The organism is Ideonella sp. FW305-24 (assembly GCF_058788035.1).
In genome coordinates, this window is sequence record NZ_JBYTAI010000006.1 from 191,472 (window position 1) to 210,850 (window position 19,379).

14 protein-coding genes and 1 pseudogene are annotated in these 19,379 nt (G+C 69.5%); 7 read left to right on the forward strand and 8 right to left on the reverse strand.

Annotated features, from left to right (window positions below; translation table 11 throughout):
• Positions 1–104 precede the first annotated feature (104 nt).
• Genes AC3WR5_RS18035 through AC3WR5_RS18055 form a run of 5 tightly spaced genes read left to right on the forward strand, consistent with a single transcriptional unit; the run spans position 105 to position 7,536 of the window.
• Entirely contained in the window at positions 105–1,442 is a 1,338-nt protein-coding gene (locus tag AC3WR5_RS18035; protein ID WP_492486044.1) for an SWIM zinc finger family protein, read from the forward strand.
• The gene (locus tag AC3WR5_RS18040) at positions 1,439–2,974 is read left to right on the forward strand and encodes a DUF5691 domain-containing protein (protein WP_492486046.1); all 1,536 of its coding nucleotides are present in this window, start codon (positions 1,439–1,441) and stop codon (positions 2,972–2,974) included. Before AC3WR5_RS18035 ends, AC3WR5_RS18040 begins: the two co-directional genes overlap by 4 nt.
• Before the next feature lie 2 nt (positions 2,975–2,976).
• Positions 2,977–4,068 carry an ATP-binding protein gene (locus AC3WR5_RS18045; RefSeq protein ID WP_492486048.1) on the forward strand — a complete coding sequence of 364 codons (1,092 nt, stop codon included), beginning with the start codon at positions 2,977–2,979 and terminating at the stop codon, positions 4,066–4,068.
• A 10-nt stretch (positions 4,069–4,078) separates the two neighbouring features.
• Positions 4,079–6,355 (forward strand): DUF5682 family protein, encoded by a 2,277-nt coding sequence (locus tag AC3WR5_RS18050; RefSeq protein WP_492486050.1) that lies wholly within the window; start codon positions 4,079–4,081, stop codon positions 6,353–6,355.
• Positions 6,352–7,536, forward strand: coding sequence for a VWA domain-containing protein (locus AC3WR5_RS18055; protein ID WP_492486052.1), 1,185 nt, complete (start codon positions 6,352–6,354; stop codon positions 7,534–7,536). Before AC3WR5_RS18050 ends, AC3WR5_RS18055 begins: the two co-directional genes overlap by 4 nt.
• Positions 7,537–7,698: 162 nt before the next feature.
• Here AC3WR5_RS18055 and AC3WR5_RS18060 read toward each other — a convergent pair whose 3' ends face one another.
• The 3 genes from AC3WR5_RS18060 to AC3WR5_RS18070 form a co-directional block, all read right to left on the reverse strand.
• Entirely contained in the window at positions 7,699–9,369 is a 1,671-nt protein-coding gene (locus AC3WR5_RS18060; RefSeq protein WP_492486054.1) for a DNA glycosylase AlkZ-like family protein, read from the reverse strand.
• A gap of 187 nt (positions 9,370–9,556) precedes the next feature.
• A complete protein-coding gene (locus AC3WR5_RS18065; RefSeq protein ID WP_492486055.1) occupies positions 9,557–10,996 on the reverse strand; it encodes a peptide MFS transporter in 1,440 nt (479 codons plus the stop codon).
• A 118-nt stretch (positions 10,997–11,114) separates the two neighbouring features.
• Entirely contained in the window at positions 11,115–12,158 is a 1,044-nt protein-coding gene (locus AC3WR5_RS18070) for a PDDEXK nuclease domain-containing protein (RefSeq protein ID WP_492486057.1), read from the reverse strand.
• Between the two features lie 217 nt (positions 12,159–12,375).
• On the opposite strand from AC3WR5_RS18070, the gene AC3WR5_RS18075 reads away from it, so the two are divergent.
• Positions 12,376–12,519, forward strand: coding sequence for a hypothetical protein (locus tag AC3WR5_RS18075; protein WP_170200971.1), 144 nt, complete (start codon positions 12,376–12,378; stop codon positions 12,517–12,519).
• 111 nt (positions 12,520–12,630) lie between these two features.
• Positions 12,631–13,371 (forward strand): annotated as a pseudogene (locus tag AC3WR5_RS18080) (YoaK family protein); the annotation flags it as partial.
• A gap of 28 nt (positions 13,372–13,399) precedes the next feature.
• Here AC3WR5_RS18080 and AC3WR5_RS18085 read toward each other — a convergent pair.
• The 5 genes from AC3WR5_RS18085 to AC3WR5_RS18105 form a co-directional block, all read right to left on the reverse strand.
• On the reverse strand, positions 13,400–14,512 hold the full coding sequence (locus tag AC3WR5_RS18085; RefSeq protein WP_492486059.1) for a threonine aldolase family protein: 1,113 nt from the start codon (positions 14,510–14,512) through the stop codon (positions 13,400–13,402).
• A 99-nt stretch (positions 14,513–14,611) separates the two neighbouring features.
• On the reverse strand, positions 14,612–15,511 hold the full coding sequence (locus AC3WR5_RS18090; RefSeq protein WP_492486061.1) for a hypothetical protein: 900 nt from the start codon (positions 15,509–15,511) through the stop codon (positions 14,612–14,614).
• Between the two features lie 75 nt (positions 15,512–15,586).
• The gene (locus AC3WR5_RS18095; RefSeq protein WP_492486300.1) at positions 15,587–16,774 is read right to left on the reverse strand and encodes an acetate/propionate family kinase; all 1,188 of its coding nucleotides are present in this window, start codon (positions 16,772–16,774) and stop codon (positions 15,587–15,589) included.
• Positions 16,775–16,782: 8 nt separating this feature from the next.
• Positions 16,783–18,207, reverse strand: a complete 1,425-nt coding sequence (locus AC3WR5_RS18100; protein ID WP_492486063.1) for a bifunctional enoyl-CoA hydratase/phosphate acetyltransferase — start codon at positions 18,205–18,207, stop codon at positions 16,783–16,785.
• 38 nt (positions 18,208–18,245) lie between these two features.
• Positions 18,246–19,379, reverse strand: coding sequence for an ABC transporter permease (locus AC3WR5_RS18105; protein WP_141291114.1), 1,134 nt, complete (start codon positions 19,377–19,379; stop codon positions 18,246–18,248).

The window sequence follows — 19,379 nt, forward strand, 5'->3', positions numbered from 1 at the left end:
GCGATGTTTCAGGGGATGGACAGGCCCGGCGCGGCGCGGCCGGACGGCCACGGGCCTCGCATAGACTCGCCGCCCAAGAACATACCTGAGGGAGAGCGGCTGGCATGCAGCTGAGCACGGAAGGGGTGCTGGCATTGGCGCCAGATGACGCTTCGGCCAAGGCCGCGCGTGGCCTGGTGCTGCCGGCCAAGTGGCCGCTGCTGGGCGCCAACGACGCCGCGGCCTGGGGCGAGTGCCAGGGCAGCGGCAGCAAGCCGTACCAGACCCAGGTGGACCTCAGCGGCCCGGCTTTTCGCTGCAGCTGCCCCAGCCGCAAGTTCCCCTGCAAGCACGGCCTGGCGCTGCTGCTGCTGCGCGCGCAGGACGCTTCGCGCTTCACGGCCACCGAGCCACCCACCTGGGTCAGCGAATGGCTGGCCTCGCGCGGCGAGAAGGCGCAGAAGAAGGAAGAGCGCCAGCAGGAGAAGGCGGCCACCGCTGCGCCGGCCGACCCGCAAGCCGCCGCCAGGCGCGAAGACCAGCGCTGGCAGCGCATCACCGCGGCCGGCCAGGAGCTGCAGCGCTGGCTGGCCGACCAGCTGGCCGCCGGCCTGGGCGCGCTGAACGACGAACGCCTGCGCGGCTGGCAGACCATGGCCGCGCGCATGGTGGACGCGCAGGCGCCCGGCCTGGGCTTGCGGGTGCGGGAGGCCGCGGCCGGCGTGCGCGATGGCGCCGACTGGCCCGAGCGCACGCTGCAGCGTTTCGGTCTGCTGCAGCTGCTCTGCGAAGCGCTGCAGCGCCGGGAGATCTTGCCCGAACCCGTGCAGGCCGACCTGCGCAGCGCCATTGGCTGGCCGCAGGACAAGGCCGAGGTGCTGGCGCAAGGCGAAGCGGTGAGCGACCGCTGGACGGTGCTGGGCATGGTGATCGAAGAACGCGAAGACAAGCTCAGCGAGCGCCGCGTCTGGCTGCACGGCCAACAAAGCGGCCGGCGCGCCTGGCTGCTGGACCACGCGTTTGGCGGACGAGGCTTCGAGCAGGCCTGGCTGGGCGGCTGCAGCATGCAAGCGACGCTGCGCTTCTTCCCCGGCGCCAGCGGGCTGCGCGCGCTGAGCGCCGAGGCGCCCACTGCCGCCGCTGCGCCGGTCTGGCCGCAGGTGACGCTGGCCGACGAGTGGCAGCGCATCGCCCAGCGCATCTCGGCCTGCCCGTGGGTCGGCCTGCAGCCACTGGTGCTGCCGAGTGCGGTGCTGCTGCGCCAGGGCGAGCAGTGGCTGGCGGTAGGCGATGGTCGCGCATTGCCGCTGCAGCTCGGCGCGGCCGATGCCTGGCTGCTGCTCGCAGCCAGCGGCGGCCGGCCGCTGCAGCTGATGGGCGAATGGGACGGCCACCTGCTGGCGCCGCTCACGGCCTGGACCGAAGGCGCTGCGGCGCCGTGCTGGCAGCGGGGTGCGGCATGAGTGTCTGGACGCCCTTGCTGCCGCAGGCCATGGTCGGCACGGACCGGCAGGCGCCGCCTTTGCCAACGTGGCCCGGCGAGGTCGGCGCGCTGGTAGCCGAATCGGCCACCTCAGGCCAGCCCGCGACCGACCTGCTGCGTGCGGCCGCGGTGCTTGCGGTCTGCAGCCTGGCGGGCGCACAAGGTGCGACACGGACCCAGCCGCTGCCGGCCTCGGCACCAGAAGACCAATTGCCCACGCTGCCACCCGGCCCTGTGCAAAGCGCGCTGGTCTGGACGCTGCAGGAAGGCCCGGCCTCGCTGCAGCAACAGGCCTTCGCCGCGCTGGCACAGGCGGGGTTGCGGCTGCCGACCGGCCTGTTGCCGCAGGCGCTCACGCTGGGCCGGCGCTCGCTGGCGCTGCGGCCGCTGCTGCTGCCGGTGCTGGGCGAACGCGGGCTGTGGCTGGCGGCGCAGAACGAGGAATGGCGGCATGTGGGCGGCGTCAGCGCCGAGGCGGCAGACGAGGCGCGCTGGCAGGAAGGCAGCATCGAGCAGCGCCGCGCCTTCCTGCGCCAGGAACGCATGGCCGATCCCGCCGCGGCACGCGAACGACTGCAAGCCGCGCTGACCGAGTTGCCGGCCCAGGAGCGCGCCGATCTGCTGACGGTGCTCGCCGATGGTCTCGACGCCGACGACGAGCCGCTGCTGGACAGCCTGCGCGCCGACCGCAGCCGAGAGGTGCGCCAGGCCGCGCTCGCGCTGCTGCTGCGTCTTCCTGCTGCCGCCCATCCCACCCGTGCCGCCGCGCGAATGGCCGTGCTGCTGAAGCATGAACCTGTGCTGCTGAGCAAGCGATGGACCATCGACGCGCCGACCGAACTGCCGGCCGACGCGAAGGCCGACAACCTCGACACGCCACAGCCGAAAAACGAGACGCTGGGCGAGCGCGCCTGGTGGCTGTACCAACTGGTGCGCCAGGTGCCGCTCACGTGGTGGACCACGCACACCGGCCTGGACGCCGCCGAGCTGCTGGCTTGGGCCGGCGGCACCGACTGGGCCGAAGCGCTGCTGCGCGGCTGGCGCGACGTGCTGTTCGCCGCGCCCGAAGCCGCCTGGTGCGAAGCCTTGCTGGACCGCTGGCCAGCCGTCTCGCTGCGCGACGACCCGGCCAGCGTGCTGGCCCTGCTGCCGCTGGCCGCACGCGAGCGCCATTGGCTCAGGCGCCTGCAGGCCAATGAACTGGGCGGCTTGTTGACGGTCGTGCAACAGGTGCTGGCGGCGAACCCGCCGGGCCAGTCGCTTTCGCCCACGCTGTCCGCCGCCCTCGTCGCTGCGCTGCTGCCGCGCCTGCAAGGCCAGGCGCTGCGTGACGACTACGCGCTGCGCGCCCTGCTGCCCGAGCTGTGCTGCGCGCTGCACCTTGAAGCCTTGCCCGCGCTGGCGAACCTGCCGCGCCAGCCCGACGAGACACCGTCGATCCTCCAGGCGCTGCAGACCATGATGCAAGTCATCGCCGCGCGCCAGGCCTTCCATTCCTTGACCCGGACCTGAACATGACCGCCACGACCGCACAGGTGATGCGCCAGCACGCCGAACAGCAGTTCGCCGAAGAGCTGGCCGAGCTGGCCAAGGCCGACGACCGCGCCCGGCCCGAGAACTGGGCGCTGTCGCCCTGGGCCGTCGTGCGCTACCTGATGGGCGGCACGCTGGACAACGGCTTTGCCGTCAGCCCCAAGTACATCGGCAGCCCGCGGCTGATGGAGATTGCCGTGGCCACGCTGGCCACCGACCGCGCGTTGCTGCTCTACGGCGTGCCGGGCACCGCCAAGTCCTGGGTCTCGGAGCACCTGGCCGCGGCCATCAGCGGCGACTCCACGCTGCTGATCCAGGGCACCGCCGGCACCAGCGAGGAGCAGCTGCGCTACGGCTGGAACTACGCGCAACTGCTGGCCAACGGCCCGTCGGAAAAAGCGCTGGTGCCCAGCCCGATGATGCAGGCCATGCGCCTAGGCAAGATCGCCCGCGTCGAAGAGCTCACCCGCATTCCGGCCGACGTGCAGGACAGCCTGATCACCGTGCTGTCGGAAAAGACGCTGCCCATCCCCGAGCTGGGCAGCGAAGTGCAGGCGGTGCGCGGCTTCAGCGTGATCGCCACCGCGAACAACCGCGACAAGGGCGTGAACGAACTCTCGGCGGCGCTGAAGCGGCGCTTCAACACCGTCGTGCTGCCGGTGCCGGCCAGCGAGGAAGACGAGGTGGCCATCGTCGTCAAGCGCGTGGCCGAGATGGGCCGCGCGCTGCAGCTGCCGGCCGAGCCGCCGGCGCTGAAGGAAGTGCGCCGCATCGTGCAGATCTTCCGCGAGCTGCGCAATGGCAAGACCGAGGACGGCAAGACGCAGATCAAGTCGCCCACGTCCACGCTGTCCACCGCCGAGGCGATCTCGGTGATCAACAGCGGCCTGGCGCTGGCCGGCCATTTCGGCGACGGCGTGCTGCGGCCGCACGACATGGCCGCCGGCCTGATCGGCGCGGTGGTGAAAGACCCGGTGCAGGACAGCGTGGTGTGGAACGAGTACCTGGAGACGGTGATGAAGGAACGGGCGGACTGGAAGGACCTGTACCGCGCGTTCCGGGACGTTTCCTGAATCCAAGCCAATGAGCGCGAGCCCGCACTACTTCGGCATTCGCCACCACGGGCCGGGCAGCGCCCGCAGTTTGCTGCGCGCGTTCGAGGCGCTGCAGCCGGACTGCGTGCTGGTCGAAGGCCCGCCGGAAGCCCAACCTGTCCTGGCAGCAGTCCTGGCCGAGGGCATGCAGCCGCCCGTGGCGCTGCTGAGCTACTGCCCGGACACGCCGCGCCTGGCCGTCTACCACCCATTCGCCGAGTTTTCGCCCGAGTGGCAGGCGCTGCACTGGGCGCTCACGGCCGGGGTGCCGGCGCGCTTCATTGACCTGCCGCTGGTGCACGGGCTGGCGCTGGAAAAAGCCGAACAAGAAGCGGCTGAGCAGGATACGACCGAACCCACCGTGGACATTGAGACACCTGAATCAGGCGATGCGCCGGAGCCGGGTGATCCACTGACCTGGCTGGCGCACGCGGCAGGTTATGCGGACGGCGAAAGCTGGTGGAACCACATGGTCGAGGAACGTGGCGACGGCGAGCAGCTGTTCGCGGCCATCAGCGAAGCCATGACCACGCTGCGCGCCGAGACGCCTGAGCGCCACCGTAGCGAAGCCGACGCGCGCCGCGAAGCCTTGCGCGAGGCGCACATGCGCCAGTGCATCCGCACGGCGCAGAAGGAAGGCTTCGAGCGCATCGCGGTGGTCTGCGGCGCCTGGCACCTGGGCGGGCTGCAGGCCGAGGTCACGGCCAAGGCCGACGCGGCGCTGCTCAAAGGCTTGCCCAAGCTGAAGGTCAACACCACCTGGGTGCCCTGGACCTACCGCCACCTCGCGCGCGCCAGCGGCTATGGCGCCGGCATCGCGTCGCCCGGCTGGTACGAGCACCTCTGGCGCAGCCATGACAGCACCCAGCCGCGCGCCGTGGGCTGGCTAGCCCGCGTGGCGCGGCTGATGCGCGAGCGCGACCTGGACTGCTCATCCGCCCACCTGATCGAGGCGACGCGCCTAGCCGACACCTTGGCCGCGCTGCGCGACCGTCCCGCGCCAGGGCTGGATGAGTTGCACGAGGCCACGCGCACCGTGCTGACCATGGGCGACGACACGGTGCTGCGCTTCATCGACGACGCACTGGTGGTGGGCGACCGTTTCGGCAGCGTGCCGCCGGACGTGCCCACGGTGCCGCTGCAGCGCGACCTGGAACAGCAGCAGAAAAGCTTGCGCCTGAAGCCCGAGGCCACGCAGAAGACGCTGGACCTGGACCTGCGCCAGCCCAATGACCTGGCGCGCAGCCACCTGCTGCACCGCCTGAACCTGCTGGACATTCCGTGGGGCACGCTGGCCAGGATTGGCCGCTCGGCGCGCGGCACCTTCCACGAAATCTGGACGCTGCAATGGCAGCCCGAATTTGCGCTGCGCCTGATCGAGGCCAGCCGCTGGGGCCAGACGCTGCCGCAGGCCGCCACCGCGCGCGTGGCCGAGCGCTGCGCCGAGGTGCAAAGCCTGGCCGAACTGGCCAGGCTGGTGGACGCCGTGCTGCTGGCCGACCTGGACGACGCGGTGGCCGCCGCCACCCAGGCGCTGCAAGACCGCGCCGCACTCACCGGCGACGCGCAGCAGCTGCTGGCCGCGCTGCCCGCGCTGGCCAATGTGTTCCGCTACGGCAATGTACGGCAGACCGACGCGACGCTGGTCGCGCAGGTGCTGGACGGGCTGATCCTGCGCGCCGCCATCAGCCTGCCGCTGGCCGGCTCCGCGCTGGACGACGCCGCAGCCGACACGCTGCGCGACCAACTGCTCGCCGGCCATGCCGCCGTGGGCCTGCGCCAAAGCGAGGCGCAGACCGAGGCCTGGCAGCAGGCGCTGCAGCAGTTGGCGGCGCAGCACGGCGCCCATGCCTTGCTGCAAGGCGTGGCCACCCGCTTGCTGCTGGACGCCGGGCGCTGGGACACGCCGCAGGCGACACAGGCGCTGTCGCTGCAGCTCTCGGCCGGGGCCGAGCCAGCCAAGGCCGCGGCGTGGCTGGACGGTTTCCTGAACCGCAACGCGGTGGTGCTGCTGCACGACGCGGCCGTCTGGCAGCTGGTGGACGACTGGCTGGCCAGCCTCGGCGAAGAACACTTCGTGCGCGTGCTGCCGCTGGTGCGCCGCACCTTCTCGCTGTTCGAAGCCGCCGAGCGGCGCGACCTGGGCCAGCGCGCGAGCCAGGGCGCGACGGTGACGACGGCCGTGATGGCCGAGGCCACCTGGGACGAGGCGCGCGCGGTGCTGCCCTTGCCTTTGCTACGTCAGCTGTTGGGAGTGAGCGCATGACGACCCTGGACGAACGCGAAGCGCGCCGCCAGCGCTGGCGCCTGGTGCTGGGCAGCGAGGCCGAGGCCAGCTGCGGCGCGCTGCAAGGCCCGGTCGCCGAGATGGACCAGGCGCTGGCTGCGCTGTACGAGCCGCAAGGCCCCGGCGGCCTGCAGAGCCAGGGCCGGCGCGGCGGGCGCGGCGGCTCGGCGCCCAGCGTCGCGCGCTGGCTGGGCGACATCCGCAAATACTTCCCCAGCTCGGTCGTGCAGGTGATGCAGCACGACGCGCTGGAACGCCTGAACATGCGTGACATGCTGCTGCAGCCCGAGATGCTGCGCAGCGTGCAGCCCGATGTGCACCTGGTCGCCAGCCTGATGGCGCTTTCCAGCGTGATCCCGGCTGGCACCAAGGAAACCGCGCGGCTGGTGGTGCGTGCGGTGGTGGACGAACTGATGAAGCGCCTGGAAGAGCCGCTGCGCTCGGCCATCACCGGCGCGCTGGACCGCAGCCAGCGCAACCGCCGCCCGCGCCATGCCGAGATAGACTGGCACCGCACCATCAAGGCCAACCTGAAGCACTGGCAGCCGGACTACCGCACCGTCGTGCCCGAGACCCTGCTGGGCTACGGCCGCAAGGCGCGCAAGCCGCAGCGCGAGGTGGTGCTGTGCATCGACCAGAGCGGCTCGATGGCCAACTCCGTCGTCTACGCCAGCATCTTCGGCGCGGTGATGGCCACGCTGCCCGCAGTCGCCACCAAGCTGGTGGTGTTCGACACCAAGGTCGTCGACATGAGCGAGCAGCTGGACGACCCGGTGGAGCTGCTGTTCGGCGTGCAGCTGGGCGGCGGCACCGACATCAACGGCGCGGTCGGCTACTGCCAGTCCGTCATCCGCGAACCGCGCAACACCATCCTGGTGCTGATCTCCGACCTCTATGAAGGCGGCGTCGAATCCGGCCTGCTGCGCCGCGCGATGGAACTGGTCGAAAGCGGCGTGCAGTTCATCACCCTGCTGGCCCTCAGCGACGAAGGCGCCCCCGCCTACGACCACGCCCTGGCCGCCAAACTTGCCGCCCTCGGCGTGCCTTCATTCGCCTGCACGCCGGACGCGTTTCCGGGGCTGATGGCCGCAGCGATTCGGCGGGATGACGTGTCGGCCTGGGCTGCGGGGCAGGGCTTGGTGACGAGTGCTAAGAGGTGACCCATACCGCAGCTCGGCGCGCCATATGTGCCACAGAGGATTTGGCTAAGTCATTGATTTGACTGGGAGTCATATGGAATTTGAAAACCATAACCCCCCATAAAACCCCACCCAAGCCAAAAAAACCCCATGGACTTGGTCAGGGCGCCCTGACTAACCACTTCACTTCTGCAGCGGATTTGCAGGGACGTAATAGGCGCCTCGGCGTTCACCTCGAAGTACCAGCCGGCCGTCGTCGCGCAGCCTTTTCAAAAGATCCTTGGCCTGTTGAGGCGACAGCCGACACAACTCCGCCACGTCGCTGCGACGCACCGCACCATGTTCCTGGGCGTAGCTCAGCACCATCTGCTCCTGTTGCAGGTGACTAAAGCCCAATTGCCGGATGTAGTCAGCTTGCTTGCCATCGGCCTGATAGACCCCCAGAGCCAACGTATAAGTCCGTCCACGCGCTTGGCCATGCGCCTGCGCCAAGCCAGCCTCGACCAGCCCTTCCAGGGTGCGTTTTGCCTGCGAAGGATCGCGCTGGATGTGCCGTGCCAGTTCTTCGGTGCTCAGTCGTTTGAGGTCACGCAGGGCGGCTAGCGCGATCAAGCTGTCGATGGGCAATTCACTGCCCTGCTTGTCTTCCTGGTCCACGACCAATTTCAGGAACGCCTGATCTGCATCCACCGTGGCCAGTTGCAGCACCACGTTGTTGGCATCGGTGCGGCGGTAGTCCGGCTCCGGTCGGCCGAACCGGAGCATGCCTCGGTAGATCTTGTCCACGCCTCGCCCGGAGCGCTCGACGACGCCAATGCGTTTCATCGCATCGGCCAGCGCCCGATTGCGAGGCCGTGGCTCGGTGGTCAGCAAGTTGGCCAAGGTCACGCCATCGACCAAGCCGCCCGGGTTGCTGATGGTCAGACCCTGGTCGTCCATGCGGACATGGACCGCGCCCAACCGGTGATAGTCACGGTGCACCAGTGCGTTGGCGACGGCTTCTCGGAACGCCCCCAGATCAACCCGCGGCACGGGCACGCGGAACAGGCGCATCTGGATTTCCAGCTCAGGGTTGTAAGGCCGGAAATTGGTCTCCAGCCAGTCCAAGGCTTTCAGCAGCGGAAAGCGCTGGAACTCGTTGAACCCGACGGCTTCGCGCGCGAGCACCTGGAAGGCAAACTCGTGCGTCGGCACGAACTCGCGCAGCGCCAGTTCCCGCCCGACCAACAGCAGCCCCGTCAGCGTGGGCGCTCGCTCGCCGCCCGGCATGCGCCGCGTCAGCCCCAGCGCACCGTCCAGCGCTTCGTCATCGAGCTCCAGCAGCACGCGATCACCGCCATACCGTTGCACGCTCTGCCGCAGCCGCTCTCGCTCCAAGGGGTCGAGGTCCGCCAACGTCGCCCCGCTGACGACTTGCGCTGATGCATCCATCAGTCCGAAGCTGCTGGCTCGGCTGGATCGGTCGTGCGGCAGCATGGCCACGCATTCCGGTTGCCCATCGGCCTTCAGGCGTCGGCGCAGATAGACGCCGGCCGTGGTCGAGACTTCGCCTTGTGCTTTTGGCACCCCGATGCACAGCGTGGCGATTTCACCCAGGCGCACATGTTCGACTTCCACGGCCAATGAAGGTGACGTGCGGGATGCCACCATCCCGGCGAGATTGGCGGCGCTCGAGTGCTCAAGGTGCACGCCGGTGGGCGTCCCATCGTCCTCGACGCCCAGCCACAGCTGGCCACCTTCCGAATTGGCCATGCAGACGATGGCTTCAACGAGGTCTTTGTCCGACAAGCGCGCGCGGTCGCTCTTGAATTCAATGGTCAAGGTCTCGCGGGGAGGCAACGGTGGCAAGCTCATGACGAAACAGGCAGGAATCAACACGGTGTTGACGCCGAATCATCGCTCGCTTTGGCGCAGGCACAAGCGTGTACCGCCCGATCAGGATCCCCCGCCATCACCCCCCGCGTGCTGCGCGGCGGCGAGCTGCGGGTGGGCGATGCGGTGCGGGTGATGACGGCACCCGCTGGCAACAGTTGAGTGCCGCTCAGGCCTTGGAGGCAGCTGCGTCTTCCTCGGGCAACAACAGCTTGCCGAAGAAGAAGCGCAATGCCAGCAGCAGCACGCCGGCCGAGGCCACCAGCGCGGCGTGCAGGGCCCAGAAGTCCCGCCCGGGCATGACTTCCAGCAGCCCGGCCAGCCAGCCGACGAAGGTGTTGCCCAGGAACAGGTGCAGGTAGTACACGCCGATCATCAGGCCCTCGAAGCGGCGCGGTGCGGTGCGCGAATACAGCGCCAGGCCGACCGGCAGGATGTTGGCGAAGCCCAGGTCGTTGACGAAGGTGTAGCCCAGCGTCCAGACCAGGCTGACCTTCTCGCCGGTGCCTTCGATCAACATGGCCGCCACGGCGATCAGCGCAGGCCCGCCGGCCGCCAGCAGCGAGCCCAGCGCCATCTTGACCAGCTCGTCCGGCTCGGTGCGGTGCGTGGCCCACCAGCGCCAGAAAGCGATGGACAGCACCATCGTTGCGGTGCTGATGATGGCGTCCACCGCCTGCAGCCAGGTGACCGGGATCTGCCAGCCGAACAGCAGCAGGTCCATGTGCGCCTGGGACCACAGCGGGAAGGCGTTGTTGTATTGCTGGTTGCCGACGATGGACAGCATCAGCACCGGGATCATCGCGACCAGCAGCACCAGCCTGGCCTTCTCGGCCGCGGCCATGCGGGTGCGCGGTGCGGCAGCCGCGGCCTTCGCGCCCCCGCGCAAGTCCTCCGGCGGCAGCCAGCGCCGGCCAGCCAGGTAGACGAACAGGCCGATCACCATGCCCACGCCGGCGGCCCCAAAGCCCCAGTGCCAGGCCACCTTCTCGCCCAGCGTGCCGCAGACCAGCGGCGCCAGGATCACCGCGATCTGCACCGCCAGCATGAAGATCTGGAACGCGCTGGCGCGGCGCTGGTCGCCGGGCGCGTAGAGCGAGCCCACCTGCGCCGCGATATTGCCCTTGAAGCAACCCACGCCCAGCAGCAGGCAGGCCAGCGCCAGCAGGAAGCTGGCCTCGAAGGCCATCAGGAAATGGCCCAGCGCCATCAGCGTGGCGCCGATGACGATGGTGCGGGTGCGGCCCAGCCAGCGGTCGGCCACCAGCCCGCCGAAGATCGGCGTCAGGTAGACCAGCCCGGCGTACAGGCCGAACACCACCGAGGCCAGCTGCTGCGTGCTGCGCGGCCCGGTCACGCTCTCGATGGCAGCGCGCAGTGCATCGATGCCTGCCACCTGGCCGATGTGCTCGGGCAGGAACAGGTAGTTGCTGAGGTAGATCACCAGCAGCGCCTGCATGCCGTAATAGGAGAAACGCTCCCACAGCTCGCAAAAGGCCAGCCAGCCCAGGCCAGCCGGGTGGCCGAAGAAGGCGCGGTTCGCGCGGCTGCGCGGGTCGGAGGGATTCGTCGCGGCCGGATCGGCGGCGGAGGGCGCAAGAGTGGTCACAAACAGCAGAAGTGGAGCGGCGTCGCCGCGACTGTTGCCCAAAAGCAGGGACCGCGCCAGGGCATTGGCCCGGGGGGGGCCTATCCCACTGCGGCGAGGCGTCGGGGCCTCGGCAAGTTCATTCGTCCGGCGCCTGCTTCGCCAGGTTCAGCTGGTAGAACTCATGCAGCTTGGCCTGCAGCAGCGCCTTGTCGGGCAGCTGTGCGCGGTACTCGGCAATCAGCGCGGGCGAGGCTGTGCGGCTGAGGGCGTACTCCACGACCTCGTCGTCCTTGCTGGCGCAAAGCAGCACGCCGATGGCAGGGTTCTCGTGCGGCTTCTTCAGGTCGCGGTCCAGCGCTTCCAGGTAGAACGCCAGCTTGCCCACGTATTCGGGCTCGAAGCGGCCCACCTTCAATTCGATCGCCACCAGGCAATTCAAGCCCCGGTGGAAGAACAGCAGGTCTAGCGCAAAGTCGCGCCGGCCCACCTGCAGCGGCACCTCGGAACCGATGAAGCAGAAGTCCCGCCCAAGCTCGACCAGGAACTTCTTCAGCTGGGCCAGCAGACCCGCATGCAGATCGGCTTCGCTGTGGCTTTCGGGCAGGTCGAGGAACTCAACGACGTAGCTGTCCTTGAAGACGGCTGCGGCCCCGGGCTGCATCTGTTTCAGCGCGGCAGAAACATGGGTTGGCTGCAACACGCTGCGCTCGAACAGTGCGGACTTGAACTGGCGCTCCAGCTCACGCTTGCTCCACTGCTCACGAACAGCCATCTGGAGATAGAACTCGCGCTCTTCCGGACGATTGCTCTGGCTCAGGATGATGAGGTTGTGCGTCCAGGGCAGTTGTCTCACCAGCGGCGAGACGATTTCATCGCCCTGGTAGGCCTCGTAGAACTGCCGCATGCGGTACAGGTTTGGCCGGGTGAAACCGCGCAGTCCCGGCTGGCTGCGGGCAATGTGGCGCGCGAGTTCGCTCACCACGCCTTCGCCCCACTCGGCCGCAGCAATCTTGCGGCTGATCACGCCGCCCACCTGCCAGTACAAGTCGATCAGCTGCGTGTTGACGGCCTGCACCGCGCGCTGGCGGGCCGCGGCAATCAGGTTCACCACCGCATCGAAGCCTGCTTCGTCGTAGATCGGGCCAACGCCGCCTTCACTTGACTGATCACTTGTGCTCATGCGCTCGACCCCTCGGGTTCCAGTGTGATTCGCTCGATGCAACGAATGGTAGGCGAAGCCCAGGCATCGCCGCCGCCTGGGCCCTGAGCCCATGCACCGCGCGGCATGTGCGCTGCCACACAGACGGCCGGCACGCGCGGCCTCATGGTGGTTCATCGCCAAGGCGAGCGGAGCCCCCTGCACCCGCGCTCGCGCCGGCACCACCCCAAGGAAAACCATGACCAAGTCACACAAGCAAGGCAACAAGGAAGCGAAGAAGCCCAAGCAGGCGCCAAAGCCCGAGGCGGTGGTCGTCGCCACCTCGTCCTCCAAGCCGGCGATGGCCAGCCTGGCCGCGCCGGCACCCGGCCGCAAGCGCTGATCGACCTGACCGGCTGAGCAGCCAGCCCCGCGGGAAGGGGCATGGCAGCGGTTCGTTTGAGGGCACACTCGGTACAGGCCGCACGAGCCGGCCTGCACGGAGCCCTCTCTCATGCCGCTGAACTACGCCAGACGCCTGACCGGCCGCACGCGCACTGCGCAGGCCAACCGCCACCTGGGCTACACGCTCGCCTTCGTGGCCGGAGCGACCAATGCCGGCGGCTTTCTGGCGGTGCACCAGTACACCTCGCACATGACGGGCATCGTCTCGGCCATGGCCGACAACCTGGTGCTGGGCGTCAGCGACGTGGTGCTGTCGGGCCTGGGCGGGCTGGTCAGCTTCGTGCTGGGTGCGATGGCCTCGGCGGTGCTGGTCAACCATGCGCGGCGGCGCCAGCTGTTCGCCGAATATGCCTGGCCGCTGCTGCTGGAGGCCGGGCTGCTGCTGTGCTTTGGCCTGGCCGGCGCGCAGCTCGAAGGGCTGCGCGGCCTGTTCGTGCCGGGCACGGTGATGCTGCTGTGTTTCATCATGGGCCTGCAGAACGCGGTGATGTCCAAGATCACGCATTCGGAAATCCGCACCACCCACATCACCGGCACCATCACCGACATCGGCATCGAGCTGGGCAAGCTGGTCTACTGGAACGACAGCCGCAGCAGCGCGCCGCCGGTGCGGGCCAACAGCGAGCGGCTGCGCATGCTGCTCGCGCTGGCCGCCAGCTTCTTCCTCGGCGGTCTGCTGGGCGCCTGGGGCTTCAAGGGCTTTGGCTACCTGTGCACCGTGCCGCTCGCGCTGGTGCTGGTGGTGATGGCCTGCGTGCCCGCGCTGGACGACCTGCGCGAGCGCTGGCGGGCCCCTTCCTGAACCGATGCCGGGGCGCTCAGCGCGGCACCTGCCGCGCGTCTGACAGCAGCCGCGCATACAGCGGCGCCAGCACCGCGTCGTCCAGCGACAGCAGCCGGTCGCCCAGGTACAGCTCGCTGAGGCTCCAGCCAGGCACCTCGGCCGCGCGGATGTGGTCCAGCAGCCAGTGGCCGGTCTCTGCGCCCAGCGCGTCGCGGGCGGCCATCAGCGCGTCCATCGGCGCGTCCACATAGAGGTGGAACATGTTGGTGTGCGGCACGCCCGGGTTCACGCGCAGGCCGGGCACGGCGTTCAGCATTTCGGCGAAGGCCACGGTGCGGGCGTAGAGCGCGGGCATCAACGCCAGGCGTTCGTCGAAGCGCATCGCGGCGGACACCACCATCGGGCTCAGGTGATGCGGCGTGCCGCCAAAGCGGCGCCGCCACAGCCGGGCCTGGGCGACAAAGTCCTCGCTGCCGGCCAGCACCGCGCCGGCCACGCCGCCAATGCCTTTGTAGACGGACACGTAGACCGAGTCGAACAACGCCGCCACCTCGGCATGCGACCGACCATAGAAAGCCACGCTCTCCCACAGCCGCGCGCCATCCATGTGCAGCGCGATGCCTCTTTCGCGCGCCGCAGCAGACAGTTCGGTCAGCTCGTCCCAGCCCGGCAACTGGCCCCCGGCCTCGCGGATGGGCAGTTCCACCAGCAGGCAGGCCAGCGGCTGCCTGCAAGCCGCCAGGTCACCCGCCACCAGCGGCCGCAGCGCATGGCCCAGCACCACGCCATGGCATCGCAACAAGGCCTCGAAGGCCTGCTCCTCGTGCTGCGCCAGGTGCGAAGTGGCATGCAGGCCAAAACGCGGTAGCCGCGCCTGCTCGGTCCAGATGCGCACCGCCGCCAGCTGCGCCATCACCCCGCTGGGCATGAACACCGCCGCCGGCTTGCCCAGCAAGCCCGCCACCCTGGCCTCGAAATCCTCGACCAGCGCACCCTCGCCATACATGTCGTGCTCGGCCTGCCGCGCCTCGCACCAGGCCGCCATCGCGGCAAACTCCTCGGCGGGCGTCAGCGTCGTGAAGCCGGTGACGATGTGCGGGCATTGCCGGCGCAGGGCGCGGCGTTCAGCGGGGGTGAGCAGAGGCATGTGCCGATTGGAGCCCAAATGCCAGGCCTTGGGGAAGGGCAGGACTCCCTGCGCGCGACGAGCCAGCGCTTTGCCAGCGCCTGACGGCAGCTCGGACCCTCAGGATGCAGCGCGGGCGTACCAGACCTCGAAGTGGTTGGCGCGCACCTTGCCGCACTGCGAAGGCTGCAGCACTTTCTCGGTGGGCGGCGGCGAGACGGCGGCGGCCACGGCTTCGCGAACCCGCTGCAGCGCGCCGGGGTCGATCTTGTCGCCGCAGTAGCGCAGCTCGTTGCTGCGCGGTGCGCTGCTGGGCGGCACCCGCTCGACCCCCGGCGCGATCAGCCCGGCCTGGCGCAGCGCTTCGAGGGCGGCGGTGGCACGCGGCCGGTCGTCGTCGCTGCCGATCTGCAGGTAGACCCGCACCGGCAACGTGAGCTGGTCGATCGCCGCGCTGACACTGGCTTGCGTGGTGGCGGGCTCGGAGGCAGCGGCGCCGGGGCGCTGGATGGCCGCGGTGCGGGCGCTGTCGGCAAAAGCGATGATGGCCTGGGCCTGGGTTTTCTCAGGGTCGGTTGCGTCGGACTTCAGGCCTGCGGTCAGCGTGGCCTGGAACAGGCGGCGCACCTGGCCGGCCACCACGTCGTCAACGCCCTTGCGGGCCGTCAGGCCATCCAGCAGCACGATGGCCATGTCGACCTGGCTGCGCTTGTCCGAGGTGAGCATGGGGCCCAGCTTGAGCAGGGTTTCGGTATCGCGGCGGGTCGCTTCGGCCACCTCGCGCTCTCGGATCTCGTTGCGGTCCAGGTAGCGCTGCAGGGTGCCAAAGCCGGTGGCGGTGACGCTGGCCAGCACGGTGGTGAGCAGCCAGAAGCCGGCCTTGGTGTCGAAGAAGGCGGCCAGCCGCTCCAGCGGGCCGGGCGCCGAGCGTGGCGAGCTGACAGCCAGTTCCTGGCGAAGCTGCAGCCTGAACTGCTCTTCCTCGCGGATTGCCTGTCGCTGTTCGTCGGTCAGTGCCATGCCGGCATTGTCGGCAGCGAAGTGGCCGCCGCCATCCCGCATCCGGGGGAAGGGTGGAGGCCGGGGCGCTCGCCCTCAGCCGCCGGCCAGCAGCGCCTGCGCATGGCGCGCGGCGATCCATTCCTCGTTGGTGGGCTCGACCGCGACCCGCACGCGGCTCTCGGGGGTGGAGATCAGCGGGGCGTGGACGGCATTGGCCGCAGGATCCAGTGCCAGGCCGAGGTAGCCCAGGCCGGCGCAGACGCGGGCGCGGATCTCGGCGTTGTGTTCGCCGATGCCGGCGCTGAAGACCAGCAGGTCCAGGCCGCCGAGCACGGCCACCAGCGCGCCGATCTCGCGCAAGATGCGGCGCACGTAGAGCGCCAGCGCGGCCTGCACGCGCGGCGAGCCGGCTTCCAGCGGCAGCAGCTCGCGCGGGTCAGCCGAAATGCCGGAGATGCCCAGCAGGCCGGACTCGTGGTACAGCAGGTGGCCAACCTGTTGCAGGCTGAGTTTTTCGATCTCCATCAGGTAGAGCACGGCGCCTGGGTCCAGCGAACCGCAGCGGGTGCCCATCATCAGGCCGTCCAGCGCCGAGAAGCCCATGGTGGTGGCGACGCTTTGCAGGCCCTGCATGGCGCACAGGCTGGCGCCGCTGCCCAGGTGGGCCACGAGGGTGCGGCCGCGCGCGGCCTCGCCATGGCGCTCGGCCAGCGCAATGCCGAGGTATTCGTAGGACAGGCCGTGGAAGCCGTAGCGGCGCAGGCCGCGTTCCCAGGCGGCGTAGGGCAGCGGCAGCATCTGCTCGACTTGGGCCAGCGTGTGGTGGAAGGCGGTGTCGAAGCAGGCGACCTGCGGCAGGCCGGGCCGCGTCTGAAGCAGCACCTCGATGGCCTCCAGCGCAAACGGCTGGTGCAGCGGGGCCAGCGGGATGTAGCCCTTCAGGTCGGCCAGCACGTGCGCGTCCACCCGCACCGGGGCCGAATACTTGGCGCCGCCATGCACCACGCGGTGGGCCACGGCGGACAGCGGCCGGCCAGCGAGTTGCGTGAGCACCCGCGCCTCGATGATGGCCAGTGCATCGTGGTAGGGCGCTTCAGCCCCCAGCGCCACCTTTTCGGCCACCGCGGGCTGGCCGGCTGCAGCGCTGGACAGGCGCGGCTTCGCGCTGGTGATGCCTTCGACCTTGCCGCCCCATTCGGGCTCGCGCGGCAGGGGTTTCTCGTCACCCTGGAATAGCGCAAATTTGATGCTCGACGAACCGCAGTTCAGCACCAGATACATCTCGGTCTTCACGGCGGCGTGGCCCGGTAGCCGTGGGCCAGCAGCACGGCCAGCGCGCAGGAGGCGATGCGGGCTTCGCGGCTGTCGGCGCGGCTGGTCAGCACGATGGGCACGCGCGCGCCCATGACGATGCCGGCGCTGTGCGCGCCGCCCAGGTATTCCAGCTGCTTGGCCAGCATGTTGCCGCTCTCCAGGTCCGGTACGACCAGCACGTCGGCCCGGCCTGCGACCTCGGAGCGGATGCCCTTGATGGTGGCCGCTGCGACCGAGACGGCGTTGTCGAAGGCCAGCGGGCCGTCCAGCAGACCGCCGCTGATCTGTCCGCGGTCGGCCATCTTGCACAGTGCGGCCGCGTCCAGCGTGGCCGGCATGTGCGGGTTGACGGTTTCGACCGCGGCCAGGATGGCCACGCGCGGCGAGGCCACGCCGATGGCATGCGCCAGGTCGATGGCGTTGCGGATGATGTCGGCCTTCTCTTCCAGCGTGGGCGCGATGTTGATCGCCGCGTCGGTGATGATGAAAGGCCGCGGGTAGGCCGGCGTCTGCATCAGGAAGCAGTGGCTGATGCGGCGCGCGGTGCGCAGGCCGGTGGCGCCGTTGACGACCGCGGCCATCAGCTCGTCGGTGTGCAGGCTGCCTTTCATCAGGGCTTCGACCAGGCCGCTGGCGGCCAGCTGCACCGCGCGCTCCGCCGCGGCGTGGCTGTGCGGCACGTCTTCGATGGCAATGCCGGCCAGGTCCAGCCCGAGCTCGGCGGCCAGTGCCTCCAGGCGGGCGCGTGGCGCCACCAGCACCGGCGTGATCAGGCCGGCAGCCCGCGCATCCAGCGCGGCCGAGAGGCTGGTCGCGTCGCAGGGATGCGCCACCGCGACGCGGATGGCGCCCAGCGTGCGGGCGTGGTCCATCAGGCGCTGCGGGCCGTCGCTGTGCGTCTCCAGCCGCACCTCGGGCAAGGTGGTGCGGGCGCGCTCGACCCGCTCGGTGGGTGCGATGACCTGGGCCTCGCCACTGATCACCGTCACGCCGTCCTGGTTCACGCAGGCGCAGGCCAGCGTGAGCCGGTGATGGGCTTCGTCGCGGGTGCTGACGGTGACGGAGATGCGCAGCAGGTCGCCAATGCGCACGGGGGCCAGGAACTTCAGCGTCTGGCCCAGGTAGATGGTGCCGGGGCCGGGCAATCGGGTGCCGAGCACGGCCGAGATCAGCGCGCCGCCCAGCATGCCGTGGGCGATGACGCCGTGGAAGCGGGTGGCAGCGGCGTAGTCGGCGTCCAGGTGCGCGGGGTTGACGTCGCCAGAGAGCACCGCGAAGAGCTGGATGTCTTCCGCAGTGAGGCGGCGCTCGATCTCGGCATGGTCGCCGATGGCGATCTCGCTGAACAGGCGGTTGCGCACCAGGCCGACTTCGCCGGCAGGCATCACGGGAGCAGGCATGTTGGGTATTTCCTCCAAGACCAAGAGGGGTCAGGCCATCAAGCCATCTGGCCGATGGTGCGCCGAAAGCGCGCCAGCGACACACTGAACAGCGCCGCACCAATGCCGGCAATCGCCAGCATCTGCGGCCACACGACAGACAGGCCGGCACCACGGTACAGGATGCCTTGCGCGGCGATCACGAAGTGGGTGGTCGGTGCGGCCAGCATCACGTCCTGCACCAGGTGCGGCATGCTTTCGCGCGGCGTGGCGCCGCCCGAGAGCAGCTGCAGCGGGATCAGCACCAGCACCAGCAGCATGCCGAACTGCGGCATGCTGCGCGCCAGCGTGGCCATGAAGATGCCCAGCGAGGTGGTCGCAAACAGGTGCAGCACGGCCACCGCCATGAACAGCGCCACTGAGCCCGCAACCGGCACCTGCAGTGCGCCCTGCACCACGAAGACCAGCGCCGCGAGCGCCGCCAGTGCCACCACCAGGCCCATGGCCCAGACCTTGGCCAGCATGATCTCGGTGGGCGTGACGGGCATCACCAGCAAGTGCTCGATGGTGCCGTGCTCGCGCTCGCGGATCAGCGCGGCGCCGGTCAGGATGATGGACAGCATGGTCACGTTGTTGATGATCTCCATCAGCGAGCCGAACCAGGCCTGCTCCAGGTTGGGGTTGAAGCGCATGCGCAGGTCCAGCGCCACCGGCATCGCGGCGGCAGGCTGGGCGCGGCGCAGGTAGTCCCCCACCTCGTCGCTGGCGATCTGCTGGATGTAGCCGCTGCCGGTGAAGGCCTGGCTCATGCGGGTGGCGTCCACGTTGAGCTGGGCGGTGGGCGCGCGGCCGGCCAGCACGTCACGCTGGAAGCCGGCCGGGATGTCCAGCACAAAGGTGAAGCGGCCGTCGTCCATGCCGGCGTCCATGGCCTGGCGGCTGACCAGCTCGGGCGCCTTGAAGTGCGGTGGGTAGAAGCCGGAGACGATGCGCGCGGACAGCGGCGAGGCGTCCTCGTCGACGATGGCGATGGCCGCGTTGTGCAGGCTCTCGGGCATTGCGGTGGCGGCCACGTAGATGGACAGCGTGAAGGTGTAGGCGATGAGCACCAGCATCATCGGGTCGCGCACCAGGCTCCACAGCTCCTTGACGCCCAGGCGGTAGATGTTCGCGACGGAAGCGGTCTTGGCCAT

What these genes read in the sequence shown, in the direction of transcription:
- AC3WR5_RS18075 (WP_170200971.1), top strand. Translation starts at nt 12,376, where the DNA reads ATGACCAAGTCACACAAGCAAGGCAACAAGGAAGCGAAGAAGCCCAAG.
- AC3WR5_RS18090 (WP_492486061.1), bottom strand. Translation starts at nt 15,511, where the DNA reads ATGGCACTGACCGACGAACAGCGACAGGCAATCCGCGAGGAAGAGCAG.
- AC3WR5_RS18095 (WP_492486300.1), bottom strand. Translation starts at nt 16,774, where the DNA reads ATGTATCTGGTGCTGAACTGCGGTTCGTCGAGCATCAAATTTGCGCTA.
- AC3WR5_RS18050 (WP_492486050.1), top strand. Translation starts at nt 4,079, where the DNA reads ATGAGCGCGAGCCCGCACTACTTCGGCATTCGCCACCACGGGCCGGGC.
- AC3WR5_RS18035 (WP_492486044.1), top strand. Translation starts at nt 105, where the DNA reads ATGCAGCTGAGCACGGAAGGGGTGCTGGCATTGGCGCCAGATGACGCT.
- AC3WR5_RS18100 (WP_492486063.1), bottom strand. Translation starts at nt 18,207, where the DNA reads ATGCCTGCTCCCGTGATGCCTGCCGGCGAAGTCGGCCTGGTGCGCAAC.
- AC3WR5_RS18040 (WP_492486046.1), top strand. Translation starts at nt 1,439, where the DNA reads ATGAGTGTCTGGACGCCCTTGCTGCCGCAGGCCATGGTCGGCACGGAC.
- AC3WR5_RS18070 (WP_492486057.1), bottom strand. Translation starts at nt 12,158, where the DNA reads ATGAGCACAAGTGATCAGTCAAGTGAAGGCGGCGTTGGCCCGATCTAC.
- AC3WR5_RS18055 (WP_492486052.1), top strand. Translation starts at nt 6,352, where the DNA reads ATGACGACCCTGGACGAACGCGAAGCGCGCCGCCAGCGCTGGCGCCTG.
- AC3WR5_RS18060 (WP_492486054.1), bottom strand. Translation starts at nt 9,369, where the DNA reads ATGAGCTTGCCACCGTTGCCTCCCCGCGAGACCTTGACCATTGAATTC.
- AC3WR5_RS18045 (WP_492486048.1), top strand. Translation starts at nt 2,977, where the DNA reads ATGACCGCCACGACCGCACAGGTGATGCGCCAGCACGCCGAACAGCAG.
- AC3WR5_RS18085 (WP_492486059.1), bottom strand. Translation starts at nt 14,512, where the DNA reads ATGCCTCTGCTCACCCCCGCTGAACGCCGCGCCCTGCGCCGGCAATGC.
- AC3WR5_RS18105 (WP_141291114.1), bottom strand. Translation starts at nt 19,379, where the DNA reads ATGGCCAAGACCGCTTCCGTCGCGAACATCTACCGCCTGGGCGTCAAG.